Annotated in this window: 24 protein-coding genes; 2 read left to right on the plus strand and 22 right to left on the minus strand. The window is 65.8% G+C overall.

From position 1 onward, the window contains the following. Positions 1–144 precede the first annotated feature (144 nt). Positions 145–882 (minus strand): DNA-formamidopyrimidine glycosylase family protein, encoded by a 738-nt coding sequence (locus ACEN98_RS18700; RefSeq protein ID WP_413386331.1) that lies wholly within the window; start codon positions 880–882, stop codon positions 145–147. Between the two features lie 193 nt (positions 883–1,075). Here ACEN98_RS18700 and ACEN98_RS18705 point away from each other — a divergent pair, with 193 nt between their 5' ends. After that, positions 1,076–1,561, plus strand: coding sequence for a DUF3016 domain-containing protein (locus ACEN98_RS18705; RefSeq protein ID WP_413386333.1), 486 nt, complete (start codon positions 1,076–1,078; stop codon positions 1,559–1,561). A gap of 13 nt (positions 1,562–1,574) precedes the next feature. On the opposite strand, the gene ACEN98_RS18710 is transcribed toward ACEN98_RS18705, so the two are convergent. The 21 genes from ACEN98_RS18710 to ACEN98_RS18810 form a co-directional block, all read right to left on the minus strand. Continuing rightward, positions 1,575–2,579, minus strand: coding sequence for a hypothetical protein (locus ACEN98_RS18710; protein WP_413386335.1), 1,005 nt, complete (start codon positions 2,577–2,579; stop codon positions 1,575–1,577). A gap of 13 nt (positions 2,580–2,592) precedes the next feature. Beyond that, positions 2,593–3,075 (minus strand): hypothetical protein, encoded by a 483-nt coding sequence (locus tag ACEN98_RS18715; RefSeq protein ID WP_413386336.1) that lies wholly within the window; start codon positions 3,073–3,075, stop codon positions 2,593–2,595. Positions 3,076–3,088: 13 nt separating this feature from the next. Beyond that, complete coding sequence (locus ACEN98_RS18720) at positions 3,089–3,664, minus strand: RNA polymerase sigma factor (protein WP_413386338.1); 576 nt, start codon at positions 3,662–3,664, stop codon at positions 3,089–3,091. 64 nt (positions 3,665–3,728) lie between these two features. After that, entirely contained in the window at positions 3,729–4,172 is a 444-nt protein-coding gene (locus ACEN98_RS18725; protein WP_413344604.1) for a thioesterase family protein, read from the minus strand. A 55-nt stretch (positions 4,173–4,227) separates the two neighbouring features. After that, the gene (locus ACEN98_RS18730; protein WP_413386340.1) at positions 4,228–5,529 is read right to left on the minus strand and encodes a M20/M25/M40 family metallo-hydrolase; all 1,302 of its coding nucleotides are present in this window, start codon (positions 5,527–5,529) and stop codon (positions 4,228–4,230) included. 43 nt (positions 5,530–5,572) lie between these two features. Next, positions 5,573–6,325, minus strand: a complete 753-nt coding sequence (locus tag ACEN98_RS18735; RefSeq protein WP_413386343.1) for a sulfite exporter TauE/SafE family protein — start codon at positions 6,323–6,325, stop codon at positions 5,573–5,575. Positions 6,326–6,338: 13 nt separating this feature from the next. Then, positions 6,339–7,304 (minus strand): electron transfer flavoprotein subunit alpha/FixB family protein, encoded by a 966-nt coding sequence (locus ACEN98_RS18740; protein WP_413386345.1) that lies wholly within the window; start codon positions 7,302–7,304, stop codon positions 6,339–6,341. Between the two features lie 17 nt (positions 7,305–7,321). Then, positions 7,322–8,071, minus strand: coding sequence for an electron transfer flavoprotein subunit beta/FixA family protein (locus ACEN98_RS18745; protein ID WP_413386347.1), 750 nt, complete (start codon positions 8,069–8,071; stop codon positions 7,322–7,324). An 11-nt stretch (positions 8,072–8,082) separates the two neighbouring features. Continuing rightward, entirely contained in the window at positions 8,083–8,856 is a 774-nt protein-coding gene (locus tag ACEN98_RS18750; RefSeq protein ID WP_413386349.1) for a ferredoxin--NADP reductase, read from the minus strand. After that, a complete protein-coding gene (locus ACEN98_RS18755; RefSeq protein WP_413338888.1) occupies positions 8,849–9,199 on the minus strand; it encodes a DUF971 domain-containing protein in 351 nt (116 codons plus the stop codon). Before ACEN98_RS18755 ends, ACEN98_RS18750 begins: the two co-directional genes overlap by 8 nt. After that, positions 9,189–10,061: an ABC transporter ATP-binding protein gene (locus ACEN98_RS18760; RefSeq protein WP_413386351.1), complete on the minus strand. Its 873-nt coding sequence runs from the start codon at positions 10,059–10,061 to the stop codon at positions 9,189–9,191. The genes ACEN98_RS18755 and ACEN98_RS18760 overlap by 11 nt, the downstream gene beginning before the upstream one ends. Then, positions 10,058–11,002, minus strand: a complete 945-nt coding sequence (locus ACEN98_RS18765; protein ID WP_413386353.1) for an ABC transporter permease — start codon at positions 11,000–11,002, stop codon at positions 10,058–10,060. The genes ACEN98_RS18760 and ACEN98_RS18765 overlap by 4 nt, the downstream gene beginning before the upstream one ends. 2 nt (positions 11,003–11,004) lie before the next feature. After that, positions 11,005–12,420: an ABC transporter substrate-binding protein gene (locus ACEN98_RS18770; RefSeq protein ID WP_413386355.1), complete on the minus strand. Its 1,416-nt coding sequence runs from the start codon at positions 12,418–12,420 to the stop codon at positions 11,005–11,007. Between the two features lie 53 nt (positions 12,421–12,473). After that, on the minus strand, positions 12,474–12,803 hold the full coding sequence (fdxA, locus tag ACEN98_RS18775; RefSeq protein ID WP_413338879.1) for a ferredoxin FdxA: 330 nt from the start codon (positions 12,801–12,803) through the stop codon (positions 12,474–12,476). After that, positions 12,800–13,750 (minus strand): HEAT repeat domain-containing protein, encoded by a 951-nt coding sequence (locus ACEN98_RS18780; protein ID WP_413386357.1) that lies wholly within the window; start codon positions 13,748–13,750, stop codon positions 12,800–12,802. Before ACEN98_RS18780 ends, fdxA begins: the two co-directional genes overlap by 4 nt. A gap of 14 nt (positions 13,751–13,764) precedes the next feature. Continuing rightward, a complete protein-coding gene (locus tag ACEN98_RS18785) occupies positions 13,765–13,998 on the minus strand; it encodes a ferredoxin family protein (protein ID WP_056448502.1) in 234 nt (77 codons plus the stop codon). A gap of 27 nt (positions 13,999–14,025) precedes the next feature. Beyond that, complete coding sequence (locus ACEN98_RS18790) at positions 14,026–15,762, minus strand: fumarate reductase/succinate dehydrogenase flavoprotein subunit (RefSeq protein WP_413386359.1); 1,737 nt, start codon at positions 15,760–15,762, stop codon at positions 14,026–14,028. 244 nt (positions 15,763–16,006) lie between these two features. Further along, on the minus strand, positions 16,007–16,741 hold the full coding sequence (locus ACEN98_RS18795) for a GntR family transcriptional regulator (RefSeq protein WP_413386361.1): 735 nt from the start codon (positions 16,739–16,741) through the stop codon (positions 16,007–16,009). A gap of 66 nt (positions 16,742–16,807) precedes the next feature. Beyond that, a complete protein-coding gene (locus ACEN98_RS18800) occupies positions 16,808–17,122 on the minus strand; it encodes a hypothetical protein (RefSeq protein ID WP_413386363.1) in 315 nt (104 codons plus the stop codon). After that, on the minus strand, positions 17,119–17,931 hold the full coding sequence (locus ACEN98_RS18805) for a hypothetical protein (RefSeq protein ID WP_413386365.1): 813 nt from the start codon (positions 17,929–17,931) through the stop codon (positions 17,119–17,121). Before ACEN98_RS18805 ends, ACEN98_RS18800 begins: the two co-directional genes overlap by 4 nt. Before the next feature lie 2 nt (positions 17,932–17,933). Further along, entirely contained in the window at positions 17,934–18,497 is a 564-nt protein-coding gene (locus ACEN98_RS18810) for a DUF882 domain-containing protein (protein WP_413338866.1), read from the minus strand. A 155-nt stretch (positions 18,498–18,652) separates the two neighbouring features. On the opposite strand from ACEN98_RS18810, the gene ACEN98_RS18815 reads away from it, so the two are divergent. Continuing rightward, on the plus strand, positions 18,653–21,412 hold the full coding sequence (locus tag ACEN98_RS18815; RefSeq protein ID WP_413386367.1) for a M16 family metallopeptidase: 2,760 nt from the start codon (positions 18,653–18,655) through the stop codon (positions 21,410–21,412). Positions 21,413–21,442: the final 30 nt, after the last annotated feature.

The following is a 21,442-nucleotide window of genomic DNA, read 5'->3' on the forward strand; positions in this document are numbered from 1 at the left end:
GACGATCTCACGAGGTTTTGAGGTAAGGCAGCACGGTCCGAAATGATTGTAGTATGAGCAGTGACCATTAACAACAAGAAATATTAATGACGCAGTGCAAAAAGTCACAATGTCGCAACGTGTCGTTTTCCCATCGTTTCCGCCTTATTCATGCAGCTTTTGGCAGCGCTCGCACCAGAAGCTGCGGCGGTTCGTCTTGCCGAGATTCGCCTTGTGAAAAGGGATATGGCAGCGGGGGCAGATTTTCTGGTTGTGCGCGAGCCAGTGTTTCTTGAGTGTGAACGCTTTTTTCCACTCGAGGAAGTCGAAGCTGTACTGGCGCGCTTCCTGCACGAGGGCGCGCAGCTTGGCCGGCGGCAGCGCGCCGACCCTGGAGCGGGGATCGATGCGGATGCGGAACAGCACCTCGTTCTTGATGATGTTGCCGACGCCGGCGAAGATGTCCTGGTCGAGCAGGGCGTCGCAGGCGAGCGTGTCGGGTGCGCCCCTGAGCTTCTTGCGCGCCAACGCCGGGTCCCATGCATCCGACATGACGTCCGCGGCCCAGTCGTAGTACGCGTCGATGTCGCAGTCGATCTCCTTGACCGAGCAGGCGTAGAAGTTGAGCTCGCCGCCGTCCGCGAAGCCGAGCGACAGGCGCGGCGGCTTGTCGCGCCGTTCATTCACGCGGTAGGTGCCGAACAGGAGAAAATGGATGCGCACGACCATCGTCGGCATCTGGATGAGGAAATGCTTGCCCCACGTGCGCAGCGCGACGACGGGCTGGCCGATGAGGCGCGCCGTGTCGATGGCCCAGGTATTGCCCTCGGCACGCACGATTTCCTGGCCCACGAACGGGGCCGTCTGCTCTTTCAAGATGACCAGCGACGGGCCTTCCGGCATGATGCTTCCTCGCTTGCGTTGTCCCGTTCTGATTGTGCTGTGCAAGAGCGCGGGACACCTGTGCGCGGACTAACATTTCGATACAAACTAAGACGAATCGATAACGGACCCGGCATGGAAACCGGCGTATAAGAATGAGGTATTAACAGATGCTGTATTCGACGACGAAAGGAAGAACATCATGAAAGCGTTCATGAAAACGATGGCCCTGGCGGGCCTGCTGGCGCTGGCAGCAGGCAGTGCGTCGGCCGCGGTCAACGTCACGTGGGTGCATCCCGAGAATTTCCACGACCTGCCGTTCCCGGGCTGGGAGCGCAAGGAGATGCTGGACCAGATCACCGACCACTTCGTGAAGCTGGGCGCGAACCTGCCGCCGGGCGAGGACCTGCGCATCGAGATCACGGATTTCGACCCGGCCGGCCGCCTCATCCCGAGTACCCGGCTGGGCCGCGACCTGCGCGTGATGACCGGCCGCGCGGACTGGCCGCGCATGGAGCTGAATTATGCGATCGAGCAGAACGGGCAGGTGATCAAGAACGGCCAGTCGCAGCTGCAGGACATGAATTACCAGCAGACGTTCAGCCACTACTTCGATTCGGAGCCGTATCGCTACGAGAAGCAGATGATCGACGACTGGTTCGACAAGACCATCGCGCCGATCCGGAAGAAGCGGCGCTGAGGCTTCGCGCCGCTCAGGGAGCGGCGTTCGTTGACTTGTCCGCGCGGCCTGCCTTGTCGCGCCAGCGGCCGCCCGCTTCGCGCACCGTGTAGTCGGCCGGCACGGTGAACAGCGCGGGCGCGGGTTCCTCGCGCTTGATGTTCTCGAGCCGGAACACGACGTCGCCGCTGCGCGGGTCGCTGTGCTTCGTGTAGACCGTCACCTGCAGGTCGGGTGCCGTCCACGTCTCGTCCGACACGACGATCGCGTTGCGGTTGCCGATCGCCCCGGCCGGGATCTCGTAGCTGCGCAGCCTGCCCTCGGCCTTGATGCCGCCGAAATCGCGCGTGCCCAGGTCCTTCGTCGTCGCCTTCGTCGACCATTTGACGTCGGCGAACGCGCCGTTCATCAGCGGCGCCACCCGCATCTGCGCGTCGCGCTGCGCCGTGCCGCTCTCCGCCAACGCCCTCGAGACCTGGATGCGCACGTCGCGCTGGATGCGCTGCCGTTCGGCGTCGTCGATGCCCTGCACGCGCTTGACGATGATCTCCTCGCTGCCGGCGGGCAGCGTGCCGTCCTTGCGCATCTGGTCGACTTTCGCCCGCGCCGCATCGGCCGCGGCGCGCGCCGTGGCTCCCGGATTGATCCTGACGGCCGTGCGGTTCCGCGGGTGCAGGACCAGGTTCGTGCCGCTCACCGGATCGTTGATCGTGACGGTGACGACGTCGCCCTTGTCGTCGCGGATTTCCTGGCGGGTGCGGCCGGCGCTGTCGCGGTACGTCATCGTGGTGCGGCGCGTGGCGATCTGGTTGCCGTCGGGTAGCGCCTGCGCGAACTCCGTCACCATCTGCGCACTGTAGGGTGCGCTTTTGACGATGTTCGAGCGCATCACGCCGACACCGCTGCGCGCATCGAACTCCATCTTATCGAAGTGAAACGTCATGGCGCCGTCGGACGCGCGGCCCTGGGTATCCTCGGCCAGCGCCGGGGCGAACAGGCCGGCCAGCAGGGCGGCGATCACAACATGTTTGGTGGTCATGGCATCCTCTTTGTCATTGAAGCGCGCTCAGGCGCAGGGCAAGCGGCTGGCCGTCGGCCGCGACGAGCATCTCGGCCCGGACGGAATCGCCCGCGTTTTCCGGCGTCAGCGGCACGCCCAGCGCGGCCAGGCTCGTGCGCGGCACATCGGTGGCGACCATGCGCGGCGCCGGTTCCGCGGCGATGCGCTCGGCCGAATCCAGTGCGATGAACACGCCGTTGCCGTCGAGCGCGACGAGCGCGCCGGCGCGGCCGTCCTCGACCGGGTGCGGCGCCCGCACGGCGAACGCCAGCACGAGCGCCCCGGCCACGACGCTCCCGGCCAGCGCCAAGGGACGCACGGCCAGCCTGTGATACCAGCGGCGCTTCGGCGGGTGCAGTTTCGCGAACGCCTGCAGCAATGCCTTCTCGACGCCGCGCGGGGCGTCCAGCCGTCCCACCTCCGCGCGCAGGGCGTCGAGCAGGGGATCGCGGTCCGTCGTGTTTCGAATGTCCATGATGACTATCCTTTCATGCTGCGCCGGCCGTGGCGCGCCAGCCGGCCAGGCGCTTCGCGAGCGCCGCCCGGCCGCGCGACAGGCGCGAACGCACGGTGCCGATGTCGACCTGGCAGATGTCGGCGATCTCGGCGTACGACAAGTCGTGCATCTCGTACAGGATGACGGCGTCGCGGTAGTGCGGGGCCAGCAGCGCCAGCGCGCGCCGCACTTCCTCGGCGGCCTCGTTGTCCAGCAGGCGCGCCAGCGGACAGGCCGCGTCGTCCGGCAACCCGTCGTCGCCGTCGTCGCCGCCGTCCAGCACCACGTGGCGCTGGTGTGCCGTCTCGTTTTTCAGGATCAGGTTGCGCGCCACGCCGAACAGGAAGTGCTGCAGCTGTCCGCGCAGCGGATCGAAGCGGAACCGATCCGTCAGCAGGCCCATGAACGTTTCCTGGACCACGTCGGCGGCCGTGTCCGCCGAGCCGCAGCGCAGCAGCGCGAAGCGGTACAGCGGACCCTGGTGGCGCCGGTACAAGGCCGCGAAGGCGTCGGCGGCGCCGCTGCGCGTCTGGCGCAGCAGGTCGGTGTCAGTGGTTGGTGTGGTCATGGGTCATTGTCTTTACCCATATTCCAGCGGGAGGGGGAGAAAGTTCCAGCTATTTCGCGCGCGTTCAGTCGATCCAGTTCACCCGGTCGAACTTGCCGCGGAAGTCTTCCGGCATGGCGACGACCTGGCTCGTCTTGTAATTGAAGAAGACGAAGCCCTGCTTGGCCATCGCGATGAGGGTCTTGTCCTTCGGGCGGGTGACCCGGAAGATGATGTCGCCACCATATTTATTGAAGTCCATGACGCCCACTTCGAACAGCAGCTGGTCGCGCGCATGCGCTTCGGCGCGGTAGGTCGTCGCGAGGTCCGTCACGATGATGCCCGTGCCGTCGCCTTCCGTTTCCGAGACGCCGTATTCGAACAGGAAGCGGGCCCGTGCCTCGGAGATCATCGAGATCATCGAGTCGTTGCCCAGGTGGTTGCCGGCATTGATGTCGGTGACGCGCACCGTCAGCAAGGTCGTGTAGTAGTACTGGTCTTCGGGGAAAGTGAGTATCAGTCGTGCCATGTGTGCATATTACCCGGTTCGGGTAGCGTGTCCGGTTGAAGAAATTCGACGAGCGTCAACGCGTCAAACGATAGATCAGCAATGCCGCGCGCACGGCACTCCGTTCGATCGAGCCCACGTCCAGGTCTTCGTTCGGCGAGTGGGCGCCGTTGCCGCTCGCGCCGAGGCCGTCGAGGCTGTCGAGGAGCGGCGCCACGAACTGGATGTCGCCCGCGCCACGCGCTTCCGCCGGCAAGGGCGCGATCGTCCCAAGCCCGGCATCCTGGCTGGCGCGCGAATACAGGTCCAGCACTTTCAGGTTGCCGGGTGTCACGGCCATCGGCGGATACGAATCGTGGAACGTGATGGTGGCGCTGGTGCCGGGCAGGTTCTGCGCGACGATGGCGCGCATGCGTGCCTGTGCGCGGTCGCGTTGCGGGTAGTCCAGGTAGCGCAGGTCGGCCTTCACGGTGGCCGTGTTGGCGATCACGTTGGTCTTGCCGAATGCGGTCCCGCGCGCGTTGGCCTCGTCGAACGCGACCTCGGTGCCGCCCAGGATCACGCCCGGATTGAACGTGAGGCCCGGCTCGGTCACCTGCTGGCGGAAGGCGTCCAGGATGCGCGCCGTCTCGTACACGGCGCCATAGCCGTTGGCGCCGAACACGGCCATCGAATGGCCCTGGCGCGCCTTGACGTCCAGCTCCCACGTGGCCGTCGCGCGCCGGCCCACGGTGGCGGTCGCCTGGCCATTCTTGTCGAGGATGCTGCCCTCGAAGCTGAGGGCGACGTCGCTGCGCCTGGCGAGCTCCACCATGTCGCCGCGCGACACGCTCTTCGGATTCCCCGCTTCCTCCTCGTCGCCCGTGAACATGACGGCGATGCGCGTGCCGTCGAGGGCGCCCACGCGGTGCAGCGCGCGCAGGGCTTCGATGACGATCACGTCGCCGCCCTTCATGTCCGACACGCCCTGGCCGCGGACCTTGTCGCCATCGCGCTTCCACATGGGCACGTCGGAACCGGGCTCGAACACGGTGTCGAGGTGGCCGAGCAGCAGCAGGCGCTTGCCGCGGTTGCCGTCGCGCGTGGCGACGAGGTGGCCGGCGCGGCGCATCTCGGGCGGCAGCTCGATCCAGCGCGTGGTAAAGCCGAGCGCGTCGAACTCTTTGCGGAACAGCGCGCCCACGTCGCGCACGCCGCGGGTATTCATCGTGCCGCTGTTGATGAGGACGCTCTGCTCGAGCAGGGCGAGCGCTTGCGGCGCATGCGCCCTGATCTCCGCGACGATTTGCTGCTCGGTCGGGTCGAGCCCGTCGGCCCGCGCCGTCTGTACGCACGCCAGTGCTGTCAGCGCCAGCAGCGCCCCGGTGATCTTGCGCATCGTTATTTTTTCCAAAAGCAAAGATGCTCAACTGTACACCGATTCAGGCCTGCAAGCTGCGCAGGATGAACCCGCAACCGGCCACCATGCACAGTCCGCCGACCACGCGCTTGACGATCGCGCCGTCGAGACGGTGGACGAGGATGGCGCCGGCCAGTACCCCGGCAATTTCGAACACGACAATGAAGGCGGCCAGGCCATAGTCGATGCTGGCGTAACGCAGGTTCGCGAGCGAACCGGACAACGCGCCGATGGTTTGCAGCATCTGCCCGACGCCGATCGCGGTCAGCACGGGATAGCCGCACAAGACCATCAGCGGCACGGACAGCACCTGCCCGCCGATGCCGGTGAGACCGGAAAAGAACCCTGTGAGGGCACCGATCGCCGCCAGGATCAGCCGGCGCTGACGCGGGCCCGCCGGCAAGGCAAGCACCGCCTGGCCGCCGGCGCCCGACATGGTCATGCCGACGACGAGGATCACGGCGGCCAGCGCCGTCGACAGCGACGCGGTGGCGAGATGATGGCCGGTCCATGCGCCGGCATAGCCCGTCGCCGCCGCGCCGACGCACACCGGCCGCACCAGCGTCCAGTCCAGACTGCCTTTCCTGTGGAAGTAGAGCGCGCCCGCTGCGCCGGTAAAGATGAAAGTGAACAGGGACAACGCCATGCCCTGGTGGATGTCCATGTTCATCAGCAGCATCAGTGCGGGCGGCATGAAAAAACCGCCGACGCCGGCCGCGCCGATCAGGACGCCGATGGCAATGGAGACCAGTACGAGGCCGGCATGTGTCAGCATGGTGCCCGATCCTCTAGGCGGCCAGCTGTTTCTGCTCGTCCTCCTGCAATGCGGTGACGAGCGCAGGCACGACGTCGAACAGGTCGCCGACGATGCCGTAATCCGCCACGCCGAAGATCGGCGCTTCCGCATCCTTGTTGATGGCCACGATGACCTTCGCATCACCGATGCCGGCCAGGTGCTGGATGGCCCCCGAAATGCCGACCGCGATGTACAGCGCGGGCGCGACCACCTTGCCGGTCTGGCCGATCTGCAATGTGTTGCTGGCAAAGCCGGCGTCGACCGCCGCGCGCGACGCGCCGATCGCGGCGCCCAGCGCGTCCGCCAGCGGCTCCAGCGTGCCGAAACCGGCGGCGGAACCGAGGCCGCGCCCGCCCGCGACCACGACGCGCGCCGCGGTCAGCTCCGCCCGTCCCGACACCGTCCGCTCGACCGCGACGACGCGCGCCGTGCCGGCATCCTCCACCGGCGTCATGTCCTCGATGACCGCCTCGGCATCGCCCAGGGGCGCGGCGTCGAAACTGGTGGCGCGCACGGTCAGCACCTTGATGGCGTCCAGCGCCTGGACGGTCGCGATCGCGTTGCCCGCATAAATCGGACGTTCGAAGATGTCGGGCGCGACCACGCGCGTGATGTCCGAGATCTGCCCCGCATCCAGTCCGGCCGCGATGCGCGGCATGACGCTCTTGCCGAACGTGCCGGCGGCGGCCAGCACGTGGGTACAAGGCTCCTGCGCCAGCAGTTCCAGCGCCTGGGCGGCGACGTTTTCCGCGAGACCGTGCGCGAGCTGCGGGGCCGAGGCGAGCCACACCTTCGCCACGCCGGCAACGCGGCTCGCCGCGCGCGCCGCGGGGGCGCAATCGTGGCCCGCGACGAGCAGGTGCACGTCGCCGCCGCACAGGCGGGCCGCGCCGACCGCATGGCGCGTGGCGGCGTGCAGTGAAACGTTGTCGTGTTCAGCGATGACCAGTACCGTCATGATGGCTCCTCGAATGATTAAATGACGTTTGCTTCGTGCCGCAAACGGCGGACCAGTTCGGCCGCATCCTGCACGCGCACACCGGGTTGGCGTTGCGGGGGCGGGTCGACGGCCAGCGTCCTCCAGCGCGGGGAGAGATCGGCGCCGAGGGTTTCGGCGGGCACCACGTCCAGCCGCTTCTTTTTCGACTTCATCAGGTTGGGCAGGCTGACGAAGCGCGGTTCGTTCAGGCGCAGGTCCGCCGTCACGACGGCCGGCAGCGCCAGGTGCACGGTTTCGATGCCGCCATCGACGTCGCGCGCGACCGCCAGGCCGCCGCCCTCGACCCGCACTGACGATGCGAACGTGGCCTGCGGCCAGCCCAGCATGGCCGCCAGCATCTGGCCGGTCTGGTTGCAATCGTCGTCGATGGCCTGCTTGCCCAGGATGACGAGTTGCGGGACTTCGCGCCTGGCGATCGCGGCCAGCAGCCTGGCGACGGCGAGCGGCTGCAACGCCGCGTCCGACCGCACCAGGATGGCGCGGTCGGCACCGGCGGCCAGCGCGGTGCGCAGCACATCCTGGCAGGCGTCGACGCCGCAGGACACCGCGACGACTTCCGCCGCGTGGCCCGCTTCCTTCAGCCGCACGGCTTCCTCCACGGCGATCTCGTCGAAGGGATTGATGGCCATTTTCACGTTGGCCAGGTCGACACCGGAGCGGTCCGGCTTCACGCGCACCTTGACGTTCGCATCGACCACCCGTTTCACCGGGACCATGATCTTCATGTCGGTTCCTTTCACTTGTCGACGAATGCGCGCTCGATGACGTAATGGCCGGGATGGCTCATGTTGCCTTCCTTCAGACCATGGCCGGCAAGCACCTCCACGGTGTCCTTCAGCATGGCGGGACTGCCGCACAGCATGAAGCGGTCGTGGGCGATGTCCAGCGGCGGCAGGCCGAGCCTGGCGTAGAACCGTGCGCTTTGCAGCAGGTCGGGAATGCGCCCCTGGTTTTCGAACGGCTCGCGGGTGACGGTCGGGTAATAGATCAAACGGTCGGCCACCAGGTCGCCCAGGAATTCGTGGTTCGGCAGGTCGGCCGCGATGCGTTCCTGGTACGCGAGTTCGTTGACGTGGCGGCAGCCGTGCACGAGGATCACCTTGTCGAACCGGTCGTAGATGTCGGGGTCCTGCACGATGCTCATGAACGGCGCCAGGCCGGTGCCCGTGCCGAGCAGGTACAGGTGCTTGCCCGGCAACAGGTTCTGGCTCAGCAGCGTGCCGGACGCCTTGCGGCCGACCAGGATCGAATCGCCGACCTGGATGTCCTGCAGGCGCGAGGTCAGGGGACCATCCGGCACCTTGATGCTGAGGAATTCGAGCCGTTCTTCGTAATGCGGGCTGACCATGCTGTAGGCGCGCATCAGCGGCCGGCCGTCCACTTCGAGTCCGATCATCGCGAACTGCCCGCTCTGGTAGCGGAAGCTCGATTCGCGCGTCGTGGTAAAGGAAAACAGGCGGTCCGTCCAATGACGCACGGACAACACCTCCGCCTCGTAGAAATTACTCATCACGCCATCCTTTCGTCAAAGATTCGGGAAGCCCGTCCGTCGGGCCGAATGCCATCTGTTTGAGATACGTCCAGGGATAGATCCCCCGCGCGTGGCCATCCGAGAAAACCAGTTGCATGGCCGTCGCGCCCACTGGTTCGATCTTCAGCAGGACCACGTCGGCGGCAACGGGCAGGACGCTGCACGTCGACCTGCGCATCTGCTCGCATACGCTGCAGCGGCAGGAACGGCGCAACGCGCGGTACGACAACACTGCATGCCTGCCGCTCCACGCCAGCTCCAGTGCGCGCGCCTTGCCGTTCAGGGTGATGGCGTCGGGCCAGGCCGCTTCGTCAAAGGACATTGGCCACCCCCTCCGGTCCGATCTCCGTGCTGAGCCCGGCATAGCCGCCGTCGCGCAACTCACCGCCCATCGCCGCCAGGCTCTCCTCGCGGATCAGCTTCTTGATCGCGCGGACCAGCCCTGCGAATTCCGGCGTGTCCATCATGTCCGGCGTGCGGGGGCGCGGCAGCGGGACCTTGATGTCGGCCTTGATCCGTCCGGGCCGGGCCGTCATCACATAGATGCGGTCGGACAGGAAGATCGCTTCGTCGATGTCGTGCGTGATGAACAGCACGGACAGGCGCAGCCGTTGCCACATGTTCGTCAGGATCTCCTGCATGACGGAGCGGGTCTGGGAATCGAGCGCGCCGAACGGTTCGTCCATCAGCAGCACCTGCGGACTGGTCGCCAGTGCGCGCACGATACCGACGCGTTGCTTCATCCCGCCCGACAGCTGCGCCGGATAATGGTTTTCGAAGGCCAGCAAACCGGCGAGGCCGAGCAGGGTGCGCGCCTGCGTCTCGCGCTGCGCCGGCGGCACGTCCTTCATCTTCAGTCCGAACTCGACGTTCTTGCGTACCGTCATCCATGGGAACAGCGAATACTGCTGGAACACGACGCCGCGGTCCGAACCGGGCCCGGTGATGGGCCGGCCATCCAGGGTCAGCGCGCCCCTGTCGGCCGCGGTGAAACCGGCGACCGCGTTCATCAAGGTCGATTTGCCGCAGCCGGAAGGACCGATCAGCGACACGAATTCGCCCGGCCGCACGTCCAGCGATACCGACTTGACGGCTTGCACGGTCGCGCCGCGCGCCCTGAAACTGATGTCGAGGTCACGCACCTCGATATGGCCGCCCTGGCCGTTCATGGAGGGCGCACTCATTTTCCCGCTCCCGCCGCCGCGCCCGTCCACGGCATGGCGAGCCTGGAACACAGGTCGATCGCTTTGCTGCACAAGAGGCCGAGCACGCCGATCGTGATCATGCCGAGCGCGATGTCGGGATACGAAATCAGCGAATACGCTTCCCAGGTGAAGTAGCCGATGCCGAATTGGCCGGAAATCATTTCCGCCGCAATCAGCGACACCCACGCGACGCCCATGCCGACCGCAAGGCCCGTGAAGATATGCGGGAGTGCGCCGGGGACCACGACATACAGGATCACATCCTTCTCTTTCGCACCGAGACTGTGCGCGGCGCGCAGCAGCACGCCGTCGACGCTCTCCACCCCGTGGATGGTGTTGATCAGGATGGGGAAGAACGCCCCCAGGAACGTGATGAACGCAATGCTGACCTCGTTGCTGGGCCACAGCATGATGGCCATCGGCACCCAGGCGATCGCGGGGATCGGACGGAACAATTCCATCGCCGGCAGCGCCAGCGAACGGAAGATCCGGTAGCGGCCGACCATGACCCCGAGGAGCGTGCCGACGAGCGCCGCGCCGGAAAAGCCGAGCAGCACGCGCCGCACGCTGATCCCGATGTTGATCGCGTATTTGTCCGAACGCGTGACGTCGAGGATGCTGTGCCACACATCCACCGGCGTCGGGATGTTCCCGAAGCGGATGTAGACGTCGAGCTTGTAATAGGTCGCCAGATGCCAGGCCAGCAGCACGGCGCCGATCGACAGGGTGCCGAGCAGCGCCGCGCCGACGCCCGACTCCAGCCAGCGCTTCAGCGAGAACGGGAGGTCCGGTGCGGGCGCGCTGCCCGCACCGCCTTCGATGGCTTCCAGCCTGGGCTGCCGTATCGGCTTGGCAGCGGCGGGGTGGGGCGGCGGCGCCGCTGGCGGCGGTGCGATTGGGTGACGGTCCATCAGAGCCATGATCATTTCTCCATCTTGGCGAGCACTTGCTCGTAGGTTGCGACGGTGCCTCCGGATTTTGCTGCGCTGGTCTCCGCGTCCTTCTTCAGCAGGAACGGCACGACATCCAGTTTCGCGCCGGTGCCGTTGACCGCATAGAAGGCTCTGTCGGCAAATACCTTGATGCCGAGTTCTTGATCGAACAAATAGACCACAGCAATTTTCTTGCCAGCGTCCTGGTACTTTTTGATCCCCATGAAGGTGCAGGCCGGAGAGCTGAGGGGCACGATGTCGCCGCCCTCGATCCAGATCTCGCCCGCTTCCTTCGGACGCGTCACCGCCTTGCCGCAGACCGGGTCCTTGCCCTGGATGTCGTAGTTGGCCAAGGTGCGCTTCTGCGCGTCGTAGTCGAGGCCGCGCTGTTTGAAGGCCGCGCGCAGATAGCTTTCGTTGACCCACGCATCGACATTGAATTCCTTCACCTTGCCCAGCTTTTGCAGCACGCCGTAGCTGGTCTTGACCGAGTTCACGAGCAGGGGCTTGATCGTCGGGTCCAGCGTGTGGATACCGTCGGGGCCGAGGAAGATGTAGACGACCTCTTTCTCGATCCTGGTCCATGCGGCGATCTTCTCGGCGGCCAACCGAGGGTTCTTGCGGACCCAGTCGTCGGCATCCATCATGGCGCGGATGTAGGCGACGACGACTTCCGGATACTTGTCCGCAAAATCCTTGCGCACGACGATGCCGTGGAAGGTTGGAATCCCGGTCTGGGCGCCGTCGAAGATCTTGCGGGCGAAGCCCCGGTACGGCAGCAGCTCGCCGAAGGGGACGAAATCGGCGTGGCCGTCGATCTTCTTTTCGCGCAGGTTGCTGGTGCCGATTTCCGGCGTCTGGCTGACGAGGTTCCAGAAATCGTCCGGCCAGCCGCGCGCCTGCATCGCCTGCAGCAGCATGCCGTGCGCCGCCGAGCCGAACGGCACGGACACGTTCTTGCCCTTCAGGTCGGCCAGCTGGTAATACGGACTGTCCTTGTTGACCACCACGCCGTTGCCGGCGCCGAAGGCGTTATAGGCGATCACGGCGACCAGCTGCGTTTCGTTGCCCCTGCTTTGCTGGCCGTTGGCGCCGTTCACCAGCAGCGGGTAGTCGCCCATCATGCCGATCTGGATCTTGTTGGCCATCATGCCGTTGGTCACGGGCGGGCCGGAGGTGAAGTTCTGCCAGTCGACCCTGAAATCGATGTTGGCGTACCTGCCGGTCTTCGGCAGGTATTTGTCGAGCAGGCCCAGCTCCTTGATGACGATGCCGCCGGTGACGGTGTTGGTGGTGGTGTTCTGCGTCCCGATGCCGATCGTGACGACCTCTTTCGCCTGCAATACCGGCGCGAACAGGACAGCGGCGGAGAGCGCGGCAATACGGATGAGGAACCGAAGTGTCATGTTGAATCCTTCCAGAATGAGTCACAGGATGAAAAACGACGCGGCCCACGTTGCTAGGCCACCTCCACCAGCTGGTCGCGCTTGTCCTGCCGGGACGCCCATGCGTCGGCCTCCGGCAGCGGTTCAGTCGATTGCGTGATCAGCGGCCAGCGGGCCGCCAGCCTGGCGTTCAGCGCGACATAGTCCTTTTGCCCGTCCGGCAGGTCCTTTTCGTCGTAGATCGCCTCGACGGGGCATTCCGCCACGCACACGCCGCAGTCGATGCAGACTTCCGGATCGATCACGAGGAAATTCGGTCCTTCATGGAAGCACTCGACCGGGCACACCGAGACGCAGTCGGTGTACTTGCAGCCGATGCACGATTCGCCGACGACGTGTGTCATGCCGCCCCTCCGTTCAGTTGTATGGTGGTCAGCGCCAGCTTCGAGAGCTTGCGCACGTCCGAGTCCACATCCTTCAGCGCCGCTTCCAGGTGGACGATGGCGCGCGTGTCGCCGATCTCGCCCAGCGCGATGACGGCTTCCTTGCGCAGATTGCTCATCGGATGCCGCAACGCCTCGCACAGCGCCTGCACCGCGGCCTTCGCCTTCAGCTTGCCGAGGCTGCGCGCCGCTTTTACCCGCACCTGCCAGAACTCGTCGTCCATCGCGCGCACGAGGTCCGGCACGCCGAGCGCCAGCCCGAGCTTGCCCATCGTCGTCGCCGCTTCCTCGCGCACCTGCCAGGCCGGATCGGCGAGGACGCGGCTGAGCGTCGGCTGGATGCTGACTGCCGACGCGTAACCGAGCGCACCCACGGCGATGCGGCGCACTTCCTGGTCCGGGTCGTTGGCCGCCGCATTCGTCAGCGCGCCGATCGCTTCCGGCTTTTTCAGGTAGCCGAGCACGCCCACCGCTTCGCGCCGCACGCCGGCATCGATGTCGCCCAGTGCCCGCAGCGCGGGTTCGAAGGCCGCGTCCACGCGCAGGGCGCGGATCGCGTGCAGGGCGGCGACCCGGACCGAGGCTTCTTCGTCGCCCAGGTAGGGCAGCAGGTGCGGTGCCGACGCCGGTTCCTTCAGTTCGGCCAGCGTGGTCGCCGCCGCGCGCCGCACGTCCGGGTCGGCGTCCTTCAGCAGCGGCACGAGCGCTTCCAGCACCTCGGGATCTTCGTAGCCTTCGATCGCCCTGGCCGCTTCCAGCCGCACGCTCGCGTCGGGGTCGGCCAGCGCGGCGACGAGCAGCGGCACGATGTCGTCTTCCTCGTCGGAGTAGGGGAGATCCAGCACCGCGACGCGGCGCACGCCCGGGTCGCTGCTGTGCAGCCGTTCGTGGAGTGTGGTTGCCATCATGGGACCCTCCCTCCTCAGCGCACGAGATAGGGGATGTTGACGTGCACGGCGCCGGTCGGGCAGTCCTGTTCGCACGGCATGCAGTACCAGCATTCGTCGAACTTCATGAACGCCTTGTTGGAGACGATGTCGATCGCCAGCACGTCCAGGGGGCAGACGTCGACGCATACGGTGCAGCCTTTCTCGGCGATGCACTTCGACTGGTCGACGACGACCGGGGCTTGCGTGCGGGTGGTTGCGATGGTCATGTTCTTTCCTTTCCTTTTCCGGTTCGGTTAGACGGCGATGGCGGTTTTGGTGCCGGCCACGCGCAGGCGCTGGTAGGCGGCTTTTTCTTCGGCATTCAGTTCGACGATGTAGGGCTCGATCTCGCGCTTGCGGAAGACCGTCCTGCCGTCCGCGCCCTTGCTGACGTTGGTGTGGCAGAACCAGTTCTCGTCGTCCTTTTCGGGGTGATCCACGCACAGGTGGTACAGGCCCCAGCGGCTTTCCTTGCGAAACAGGGAAGAACGCGCCGCGAGTTCCGCGCAGTCGCGGATCGTGTGCGCCTCCATCGCCCGCATCAGTTCGTGCGGGTTGACGGCGCCGAGTTCCTCGAGGTCGTCCTTGATCTCGCCAAAGCGCTCGAGCGCGATTTCCATCTTGCGCGTGACCTTCGGCGGCTGCAGGTAATCGTTCACGATGCGGCGCGTCTTGTACTCGACCTGGAACGGCGTCAGGCCCTCGCTGCGCGCCAGCGGCGCCATGATGCGCCGGCGCTCCGCTTCCACCATGTCGGTGTTGATCACGGTCGCAGACTTGCCGGCGATGTAGTCGGCCGCGTTCTCGCCGCAGAATTTGCCGTACACGAACGCCCCGAGCATGTAGTTGTGCGGGATGCTGGCGCAATCGCCTGCCGCGTACAGGCCGGGGAGGGAGCACTCGCCTTTTTCGTTGGTCCAGATGCCGGAGGCGCTGTGGCCACTGCAAAAGCCGATTTCCGAGATGTGCATCTCGATCGCCTTCTGGCGGTAGTCGTTGCCGCGCCGTTCGTGGAAGCGGCCGCGGCTCGGGCGTTCGTTGGTGTGCAGGATGTGCTCGATCTCCGCGATCGTTTCCTCCGCCAGGTGATCGAGTTTCAGGAACACCGGACCGCGGCCGCCTTCCAGCTCGTTGTAGAACTCCAGCATCATCTGGCCGCTCCAGTAGTCGCATTCGATGAAGCGCGCGCCGGTGGAGTTCGCGGTGAAGCCGCCGAACGGGCCGGTGACGTAGGCGCACGCGGGGCCGTTGTAATCCTTGATCAGCGGATTGACCTGGAAGCATTCCAGGTTCGTCAGTTCCGCGCCGGCGTGATAGGCCATGACGTGGCCTTCGCCGCTGTTGGTCGGGTTCTCGTACGTGCCGAACATATAGCCGGACGCGGGCAGGCCGAGCCGCCCCGCCGCGCCCGTGCACAGCACGACCGCCTTTGCCTTGATCACATAAAAGTCGGCGGTGCGGCAATCGAAGCCCATGACGCCGGCGATCTCGCCGTTCACGCCCGTGATCAGGCGCGTGGCGACCACGCGGTTGGTGATGTCGACGCGCTGGCGCTTCAGCTGGCGGTACAGCACCTTCTTCATGTGGTGCCCTTCCGGCATCGGCAGGACGTAGCTGCCGAGGTGGTGCACCTTGCGCACGGCGTAGTCGCCCGTTTCGTCCTTCTCGAACTTGACGCCCCAGCGATCGAGCTCCTCGATCATCGCGTAGCTGTTGCTCGCGTAGGCGTACACCCCTTTCTGGTCGACGATGCCGTCGTTCGCGACCGTGATCTCCTTCGTATACTGTTCCGGCGTCGCATGGCCGGGAATGACCGCGTTGTTCAACCCGTCCATGCCCATGGAGATGGCGCCGCTGCGCTTGACGTTGGCCTTTTCCAGCACCAGCACGCGCAACTTCGGATTCTTTTCCTTGGCTTTCACCGCGGCCATCGGCCCGCCCGTACCGCCGCCAACGATTACCAGGTCGTATTCCAGTTCAATGGTTTTCATGTCACCCTTTCAGTAAAGTCGCCTTGCGGCACCGTGCGCACCTCGTCATAACTCGTAATAACGAGTTGTGCAAATTGCGTGCCAGTCGAATTGCCCGTGTTTCGCGGGATCGGGAGGGAAGAATGATCAGGAACGGTGCGCGTGCGGTGCGGCAGGTGGCCGTTGTGGGGAGGGGACGGCCAAAACAGGGCGTAGGGTGGGGCACCCCGTGCCCACGCGTGACCTGTGCGATATGTCGGCGTTACTAGCGCAATACCTTCATCTTGTATTTGAAGGTCTCGGCGCGGTAATGCAGGTATTCGAACACGAGCGGTTTTTCGCCCTGCGCGTAGGTCAGGCGCTCGATGCGCAGGATCGGCGCGCCCGGTGCGACCTTCAGGCGAGTCGCAACGTCGTTTGTCGCCGACGTCGCATCGATTTCCACGTCGGCGGAATGGAGCCGCTGGTGCAACTCGTTTTCGAGCAGGAAAAACAGGTCTTTCTCGCGCAGGTTTCTCTCGGTGAGACGCGACCCCACGTCATGCCTGACCCAGGAGTAGTCGATCGAGACCGGCTCCCTGTTCAAATAGCGTACGCGCCGGACCTCCGTCACCGGACTGCCGTCTTCGATCTGCAGCTTGGCGTGGGCGATGCCGGACGCCTTGACGGTTTCCAGGCCGAATACGTCCGAGAAGGTTTCATGGCCGAGACGGTGCATCGCTTCGCCGAAGCCCTGCAGGTGCGTCAACTCCTGGGAGACGTTGGGCAAGGCGACGAAGGTGCCCTTGCCGTGTACCTTGAACAGCAAGCCTTCCTTCTGCAAGTCGTTCACCGCCTGCCGCACCGTGATGCGGCTGACGCCGAACGCCGCGATCATCTCGTTTTCCGACGGCAGTTGCTGGTGCCCGACGTAGGTGCCGTCGATGATCTTGGCGCGGATCGCTTCCTTGATCTGGGTGTACAACGGGACGGTCGACGAACGTGGGAGTTGGATTTTCAAGGCGGCCGCGCAACGCAATGGGGACGGCCCATTATATAGCGAGCCTGCACGGCCGGTACCTCGCCGTCAGGGCGCGGGATCGGTCGGATAAGGGGGCCGCTTGCGCATCTTGCGCACGATGCCGTCGCGGCCCAGCAGCAGCACCAGTTCCGTGTGCCCGCCGGCCGCCGGGGCGGTGTACAACCACGTCTCCATGCCGGAATCGAAGACGATCGTCTTCGTGGGCCCGAACGCGGCCAGCAGCTCGGCACGCGTCGTGCGGCCGGGGACGACGAGCTGGTCGAAGCGGGACTCGGCCACGCTCGTGCCGGGTTCCTCCGGCGCGCGCGCGGCGCAACCGGACAGCAGGGCGGTGACCAGCAGGATGGGGCGCAGGTTCATGGCGCCGCCTCGTCGTCCATGGTGGCGAAGCTGACGAGCGTGTCGTCCGGCCAGCTGCGGTCCCAGATCGGCGCGTAGTACGTGCGGTCGAGCAGCACTTGGCAGTCGCAGAACGGCAGCATGTCGCGCGTCTGCTCGCCGCCCGCGTACAGGAAGCGGAACGGCAGGATTTCCGTGCGCTCGCCCGCGCGCAGGGTCACGGCGAACACGGGGCGCTCTGTGAAGAAGAGGAAATTGCCGTCGGGACTGTTACACACCTGTTCGGGACTCGTGAGAGCGTTCGAGATCCAGCCGAACAGCGGCGAACTGTTCGACACGAGCCCGGCTTCCATGCCGACGAGACACTCGAGGCGCAAGTCGCCCAGCCGGCGCGTGCCGGGCGGCAGGCCGGGCGTCATGACTTGCGCGCGCCACGTCATGCTCGTCGTCTTGCGGTTGGCGACGACGGCCGCATCCTCTTTCAGCGCCTGTTCGTTGCGCGGCAGCGTAAAACTGTTGTCGGGCGCGACGGGGACGGGCACCGCGATGTGGTCGCCGATGACGCGCAGGGTGATGCCGTGCATGTCGACGGTCGGCGACCGGGGCAGCAGCCGGAAGCGCAACGTGGCCTGCGGCGCCAGCGCATGCTCGCGCTGGAACCGCTCCATGCCGCGGATCATTTTGCGGTAGGACTTGTCGACGGGGTCGCGCGTGTACGTGACGGTGACCGTCTGGATGCCCTGGCCGTCTGGCGCCGCCTGGGCGTGCGCCAGCCCCGCCGCGGCTGCGCCCAGCAGCGTCGACAACACCCACGCGACGGCCCGGTGCATGGTCACCAGTACCGCACGCGGCCGACGTCCATGTGCACGAACTGCGAGTCCGGGTAATAGCCGACCCCGCCCGCCTTCTGCGCCATCACGATCTTGTGCAGCTTGGCCAGGTCCTGGCCGGGGATGCGCACGTCGATGGCCTTGCCTTCCATGTGCAGGCTGTGCTTCGCCACGCCGCCCGTCTTTTCGTGCAGCATCTCGTTCGTTTCCGGCGAGCGATAACCCGAGATCACGTGCACGGTCGGGTGGCTGCCGTACTGGGCGCTGATGCGGTCCAGCAAGACGAGCAGTTTCGGATCGATGGCCGAGATCTTGTTGTTGCGGTGGTCGCGCAGCAGTTTATTAATGTCCTGCAAGGCTTCGGGAATGAATTCGCCTTCGGCCCAGAAAATGGTGCGCAGGCTTTCGCCCGTGTGCGTGTTGTACAGGCGCACGATGCGCTCGTTCGGCGCGACAGGGGAGACGGGCGCATCCGGCAGGGTCTTGGCGCTGGTCCGGATGGCGGGGGCACCGAGCACCGATGCGAGGACGGCGGAACTTTTGAGGAAAGAGCGTCGTTGATTCATGAGCTTCTCCTTGCTGATTGCCAGCCTCAATGATACGCCCCATGCATGATTCTTGCAGCGGACGGTGTCCGGCCCGCTTGTCAGTCCAGGACGACAAGCCTGGGCAATATTTCTTAGAATGAGCGCGGCCGATCATCCACGTGAGGAGACCCAGCATGCGCTTTGCCCTTGTGTCATCGTTTGTCTTGATGCTGGCCCTGGCCGCGCCGGCGCCCGCACGCGATGCCGGCGTCGACATCCCCATCCCCGATATTCCGTACACGAAATTTGTTCTGAAGAATGGCCTGACGGTGATCGTGCACGAAGACCATAAATCGCCCGTCGTGGCCGTCAACACGTGGTATCACGTGGGTTCCAAGAACGAGAAGCCCGGCAAGACCGGCTTTGCGCACCTGTTCGAGCACCTGATGTTTTCCGGCAGCGCCAACTTCGACAAGACATTCCTGTCGGCACTGGAAGGCATTGGCGCGACGGACCTGAATGGCACGACGAACAAGGACCGCACGAATTACTTCGAGACGGTCCCCACGTCCATGCTCGACTATGCGCTGTTCGCCGAGAGCGACCGCATGGGTCATCTGCTGGATGTGCTCGACCAGAAGAAACTCGACCTGCAGCGGGGCGTCGTCCAGAACGAAAAGCGCCAGCGCGAGAACCAGCCGTACGGCATCGTCGAGCAGGTCGTCACGGAGAACACGTGGCCGGCCAACCACCCGTATTCATGGACCGTGATCGGAGCCATGGCCGACCTCGATGCCGCGTCGATGACGGACGTCACCGACTGGTTCAAAGGGCACTATGGCCCGAACAACGTGGTGCTCGTGCTGGCCGGCGACATCACGCCGCAGCAGGCCCGCGAAAAGGTCGAAAAATACTACGGCGATATTCCTCCGGGCCCGCCGCAGGCCCACCAGCAGGCGTGGGTCGCGAAGCGCAGCGGCACGCACCGGGGGCAGGTCCAGGACCGCGTGCCGCAGGCGCGCATCTATCGCCTGTGGAACGTGCCGGGCGCCGACACGCCCGAAGAACCGCTGCTCGACCTCGCCGCGCAGGTGCTGGGCGGGGGCAAGACGTCGCGGTTGTACCAGCGCCTCGTCGTCAAGGAACAGTTGGCGACGTCGGTCGGCACCGGCAACGATTCGAACGAGATCGCCGGCCAGTTCGGCATCAACCTGACCGCGAAGCCGGGCGCACCTGCGGCCGACGTCACGCGCATGGAAACGCTGGCCGACGAGGAATTGCGCGCGCTGATGAAGACCGGCCCGACGGCCGCCGAGCTGCGGCTTGCGCAGACGACGATCCTCGCGCAGCACGCGCGCGCCGTCGAGCGCGTGGGCGGCTTCGGTGGCAAGAGCGACGTGCTGGCGCGCTGCGCCACGTACACGGACAGTCCGGACTGCTACAAGCTCTATTTGCAGCGCATCAAGGACGCGACGCCGGCGGCGGTGCGCAAGGCCATGCTCGACTGGCTGGCCGACGGCGACTACGTGCTGGAAGTCGATCCATTCCCGACCGGGCTCGCGGCGGGGGCGTCCACGGTGGACCGCAGCAAGGGTCCGCCGGCCGGCCATCCGGAAACCTTGACCCTGCCGCCCATGCAGAAGACGACGCTGTCCAACGGCATGCAGGTCGTGCTGGCCGAGCGCCACGGCGCGCCCGTGATCAACCTGTCGCTGATGCTCGGTGGCGGCTTCGCGTCCGATTCGCAGGCGCTGCCCGGCCTCGCGAGCCTCACCTTGCGCATGCTGGAAGAGGGGACGACGTCGCGCAGCGCCTTGCAGATCAGCCGCGAACTGGAAGCGCTGGGCGCCTCGTTCGGCACGTCGATCAACCTGGACGGCGCGTTCGTCAACATGAACGTGCTCAAGCCCACGCTGGCGCAGGCGCTGGGCCTGTACGCCGACCTCGCGTTGCGTCCGGCCTTTCCGCAGGCCGACTTCGAACGCGTGCGCAAGACGCGGCTGGCCGCGATCCAGCGCGAGCAGACGGTGCCGCGCCTGATGGCCTTGCGCGTGCTGCCGCCGCTGCTGTACGGCCCCGGCCATCCGTATTCCCTGCCGCTGACCGGTACCGGCACGGAAGCCGCGGTCTCCCGCATGACGCGCGCCGATCTCGTGGGCTATCACGCCACGTGGTTCAAGCCGAACAATGCGACCCTGCTCGTCGTCGGCGACACGACCCTCGCGGAACTGGCGCCGCTGCTGGAACGCGCGTTCGGCGCGTGGAAGGCCGGCACCCTGCCGGCGCACGAGATCGCCAAGGTCGACCAGCCGGCCGGCACGACGATCTACCTGATCGACCGTCCCGGTGCGCTGCAGAGCAATATCGTGGGCGCCCAGCTGGCGCCGCCGCGCAACACGCCGGATGCCGTCGCGCTGAACCTGCTCAACGACGTGTTCGGCGGCACGTTCAGTTCGCGCCTGAACATGGATCTGCGGGAAGATAAACACTGGTCGTACGGCGTCGGCTCGTCGCTCGTCGCGGCGCGCGGGCAGCGCATCCTGGTCAGCGATTCACCGGTCCAGACCGATAAAACGGCCGATGCGCTGCGCGAACTGGCGCGCCAATATGCCGAGCTGGGCAGCGCACGTCCCGTCACGCCGCGCGAACTGCAGGATGCGCAGGCGAACGAGACGCTGGGCCTGCCCGGCTCGTTCGAGACGGTCAGCCAGCTCAGCAATGCCTACGCGACGATCCTGCAATACGGCTTGCCCGAGGATTACTACGACACGTACACGGCGACGGCGCTGGCTGTCACGCCCGAGCAATTGAATGCGCTGGCGGCGCGCGTCGTGCTGCCGCGGCAGCCGGTGTGGATCGTCGTCGGCGACATGAGCAAGATCGAGGCGCCGATCCGTGCGCTGAACCTGGGCGAGGTGCGGCGGATCGGCGTCGACGGCAAGGTGGTGCCGTGACACATGCATGATGCGAACATCCGCGCGGGC

The organism is Massilia sp. CT11-137 (assembly GCF_047302885.1).
GTDB lineage: Bacteria > Pseudomonadota > Gammaproteobacteria > Burkholderiales > Burkholderiaceae_D > Telluria > Telluria orientalis.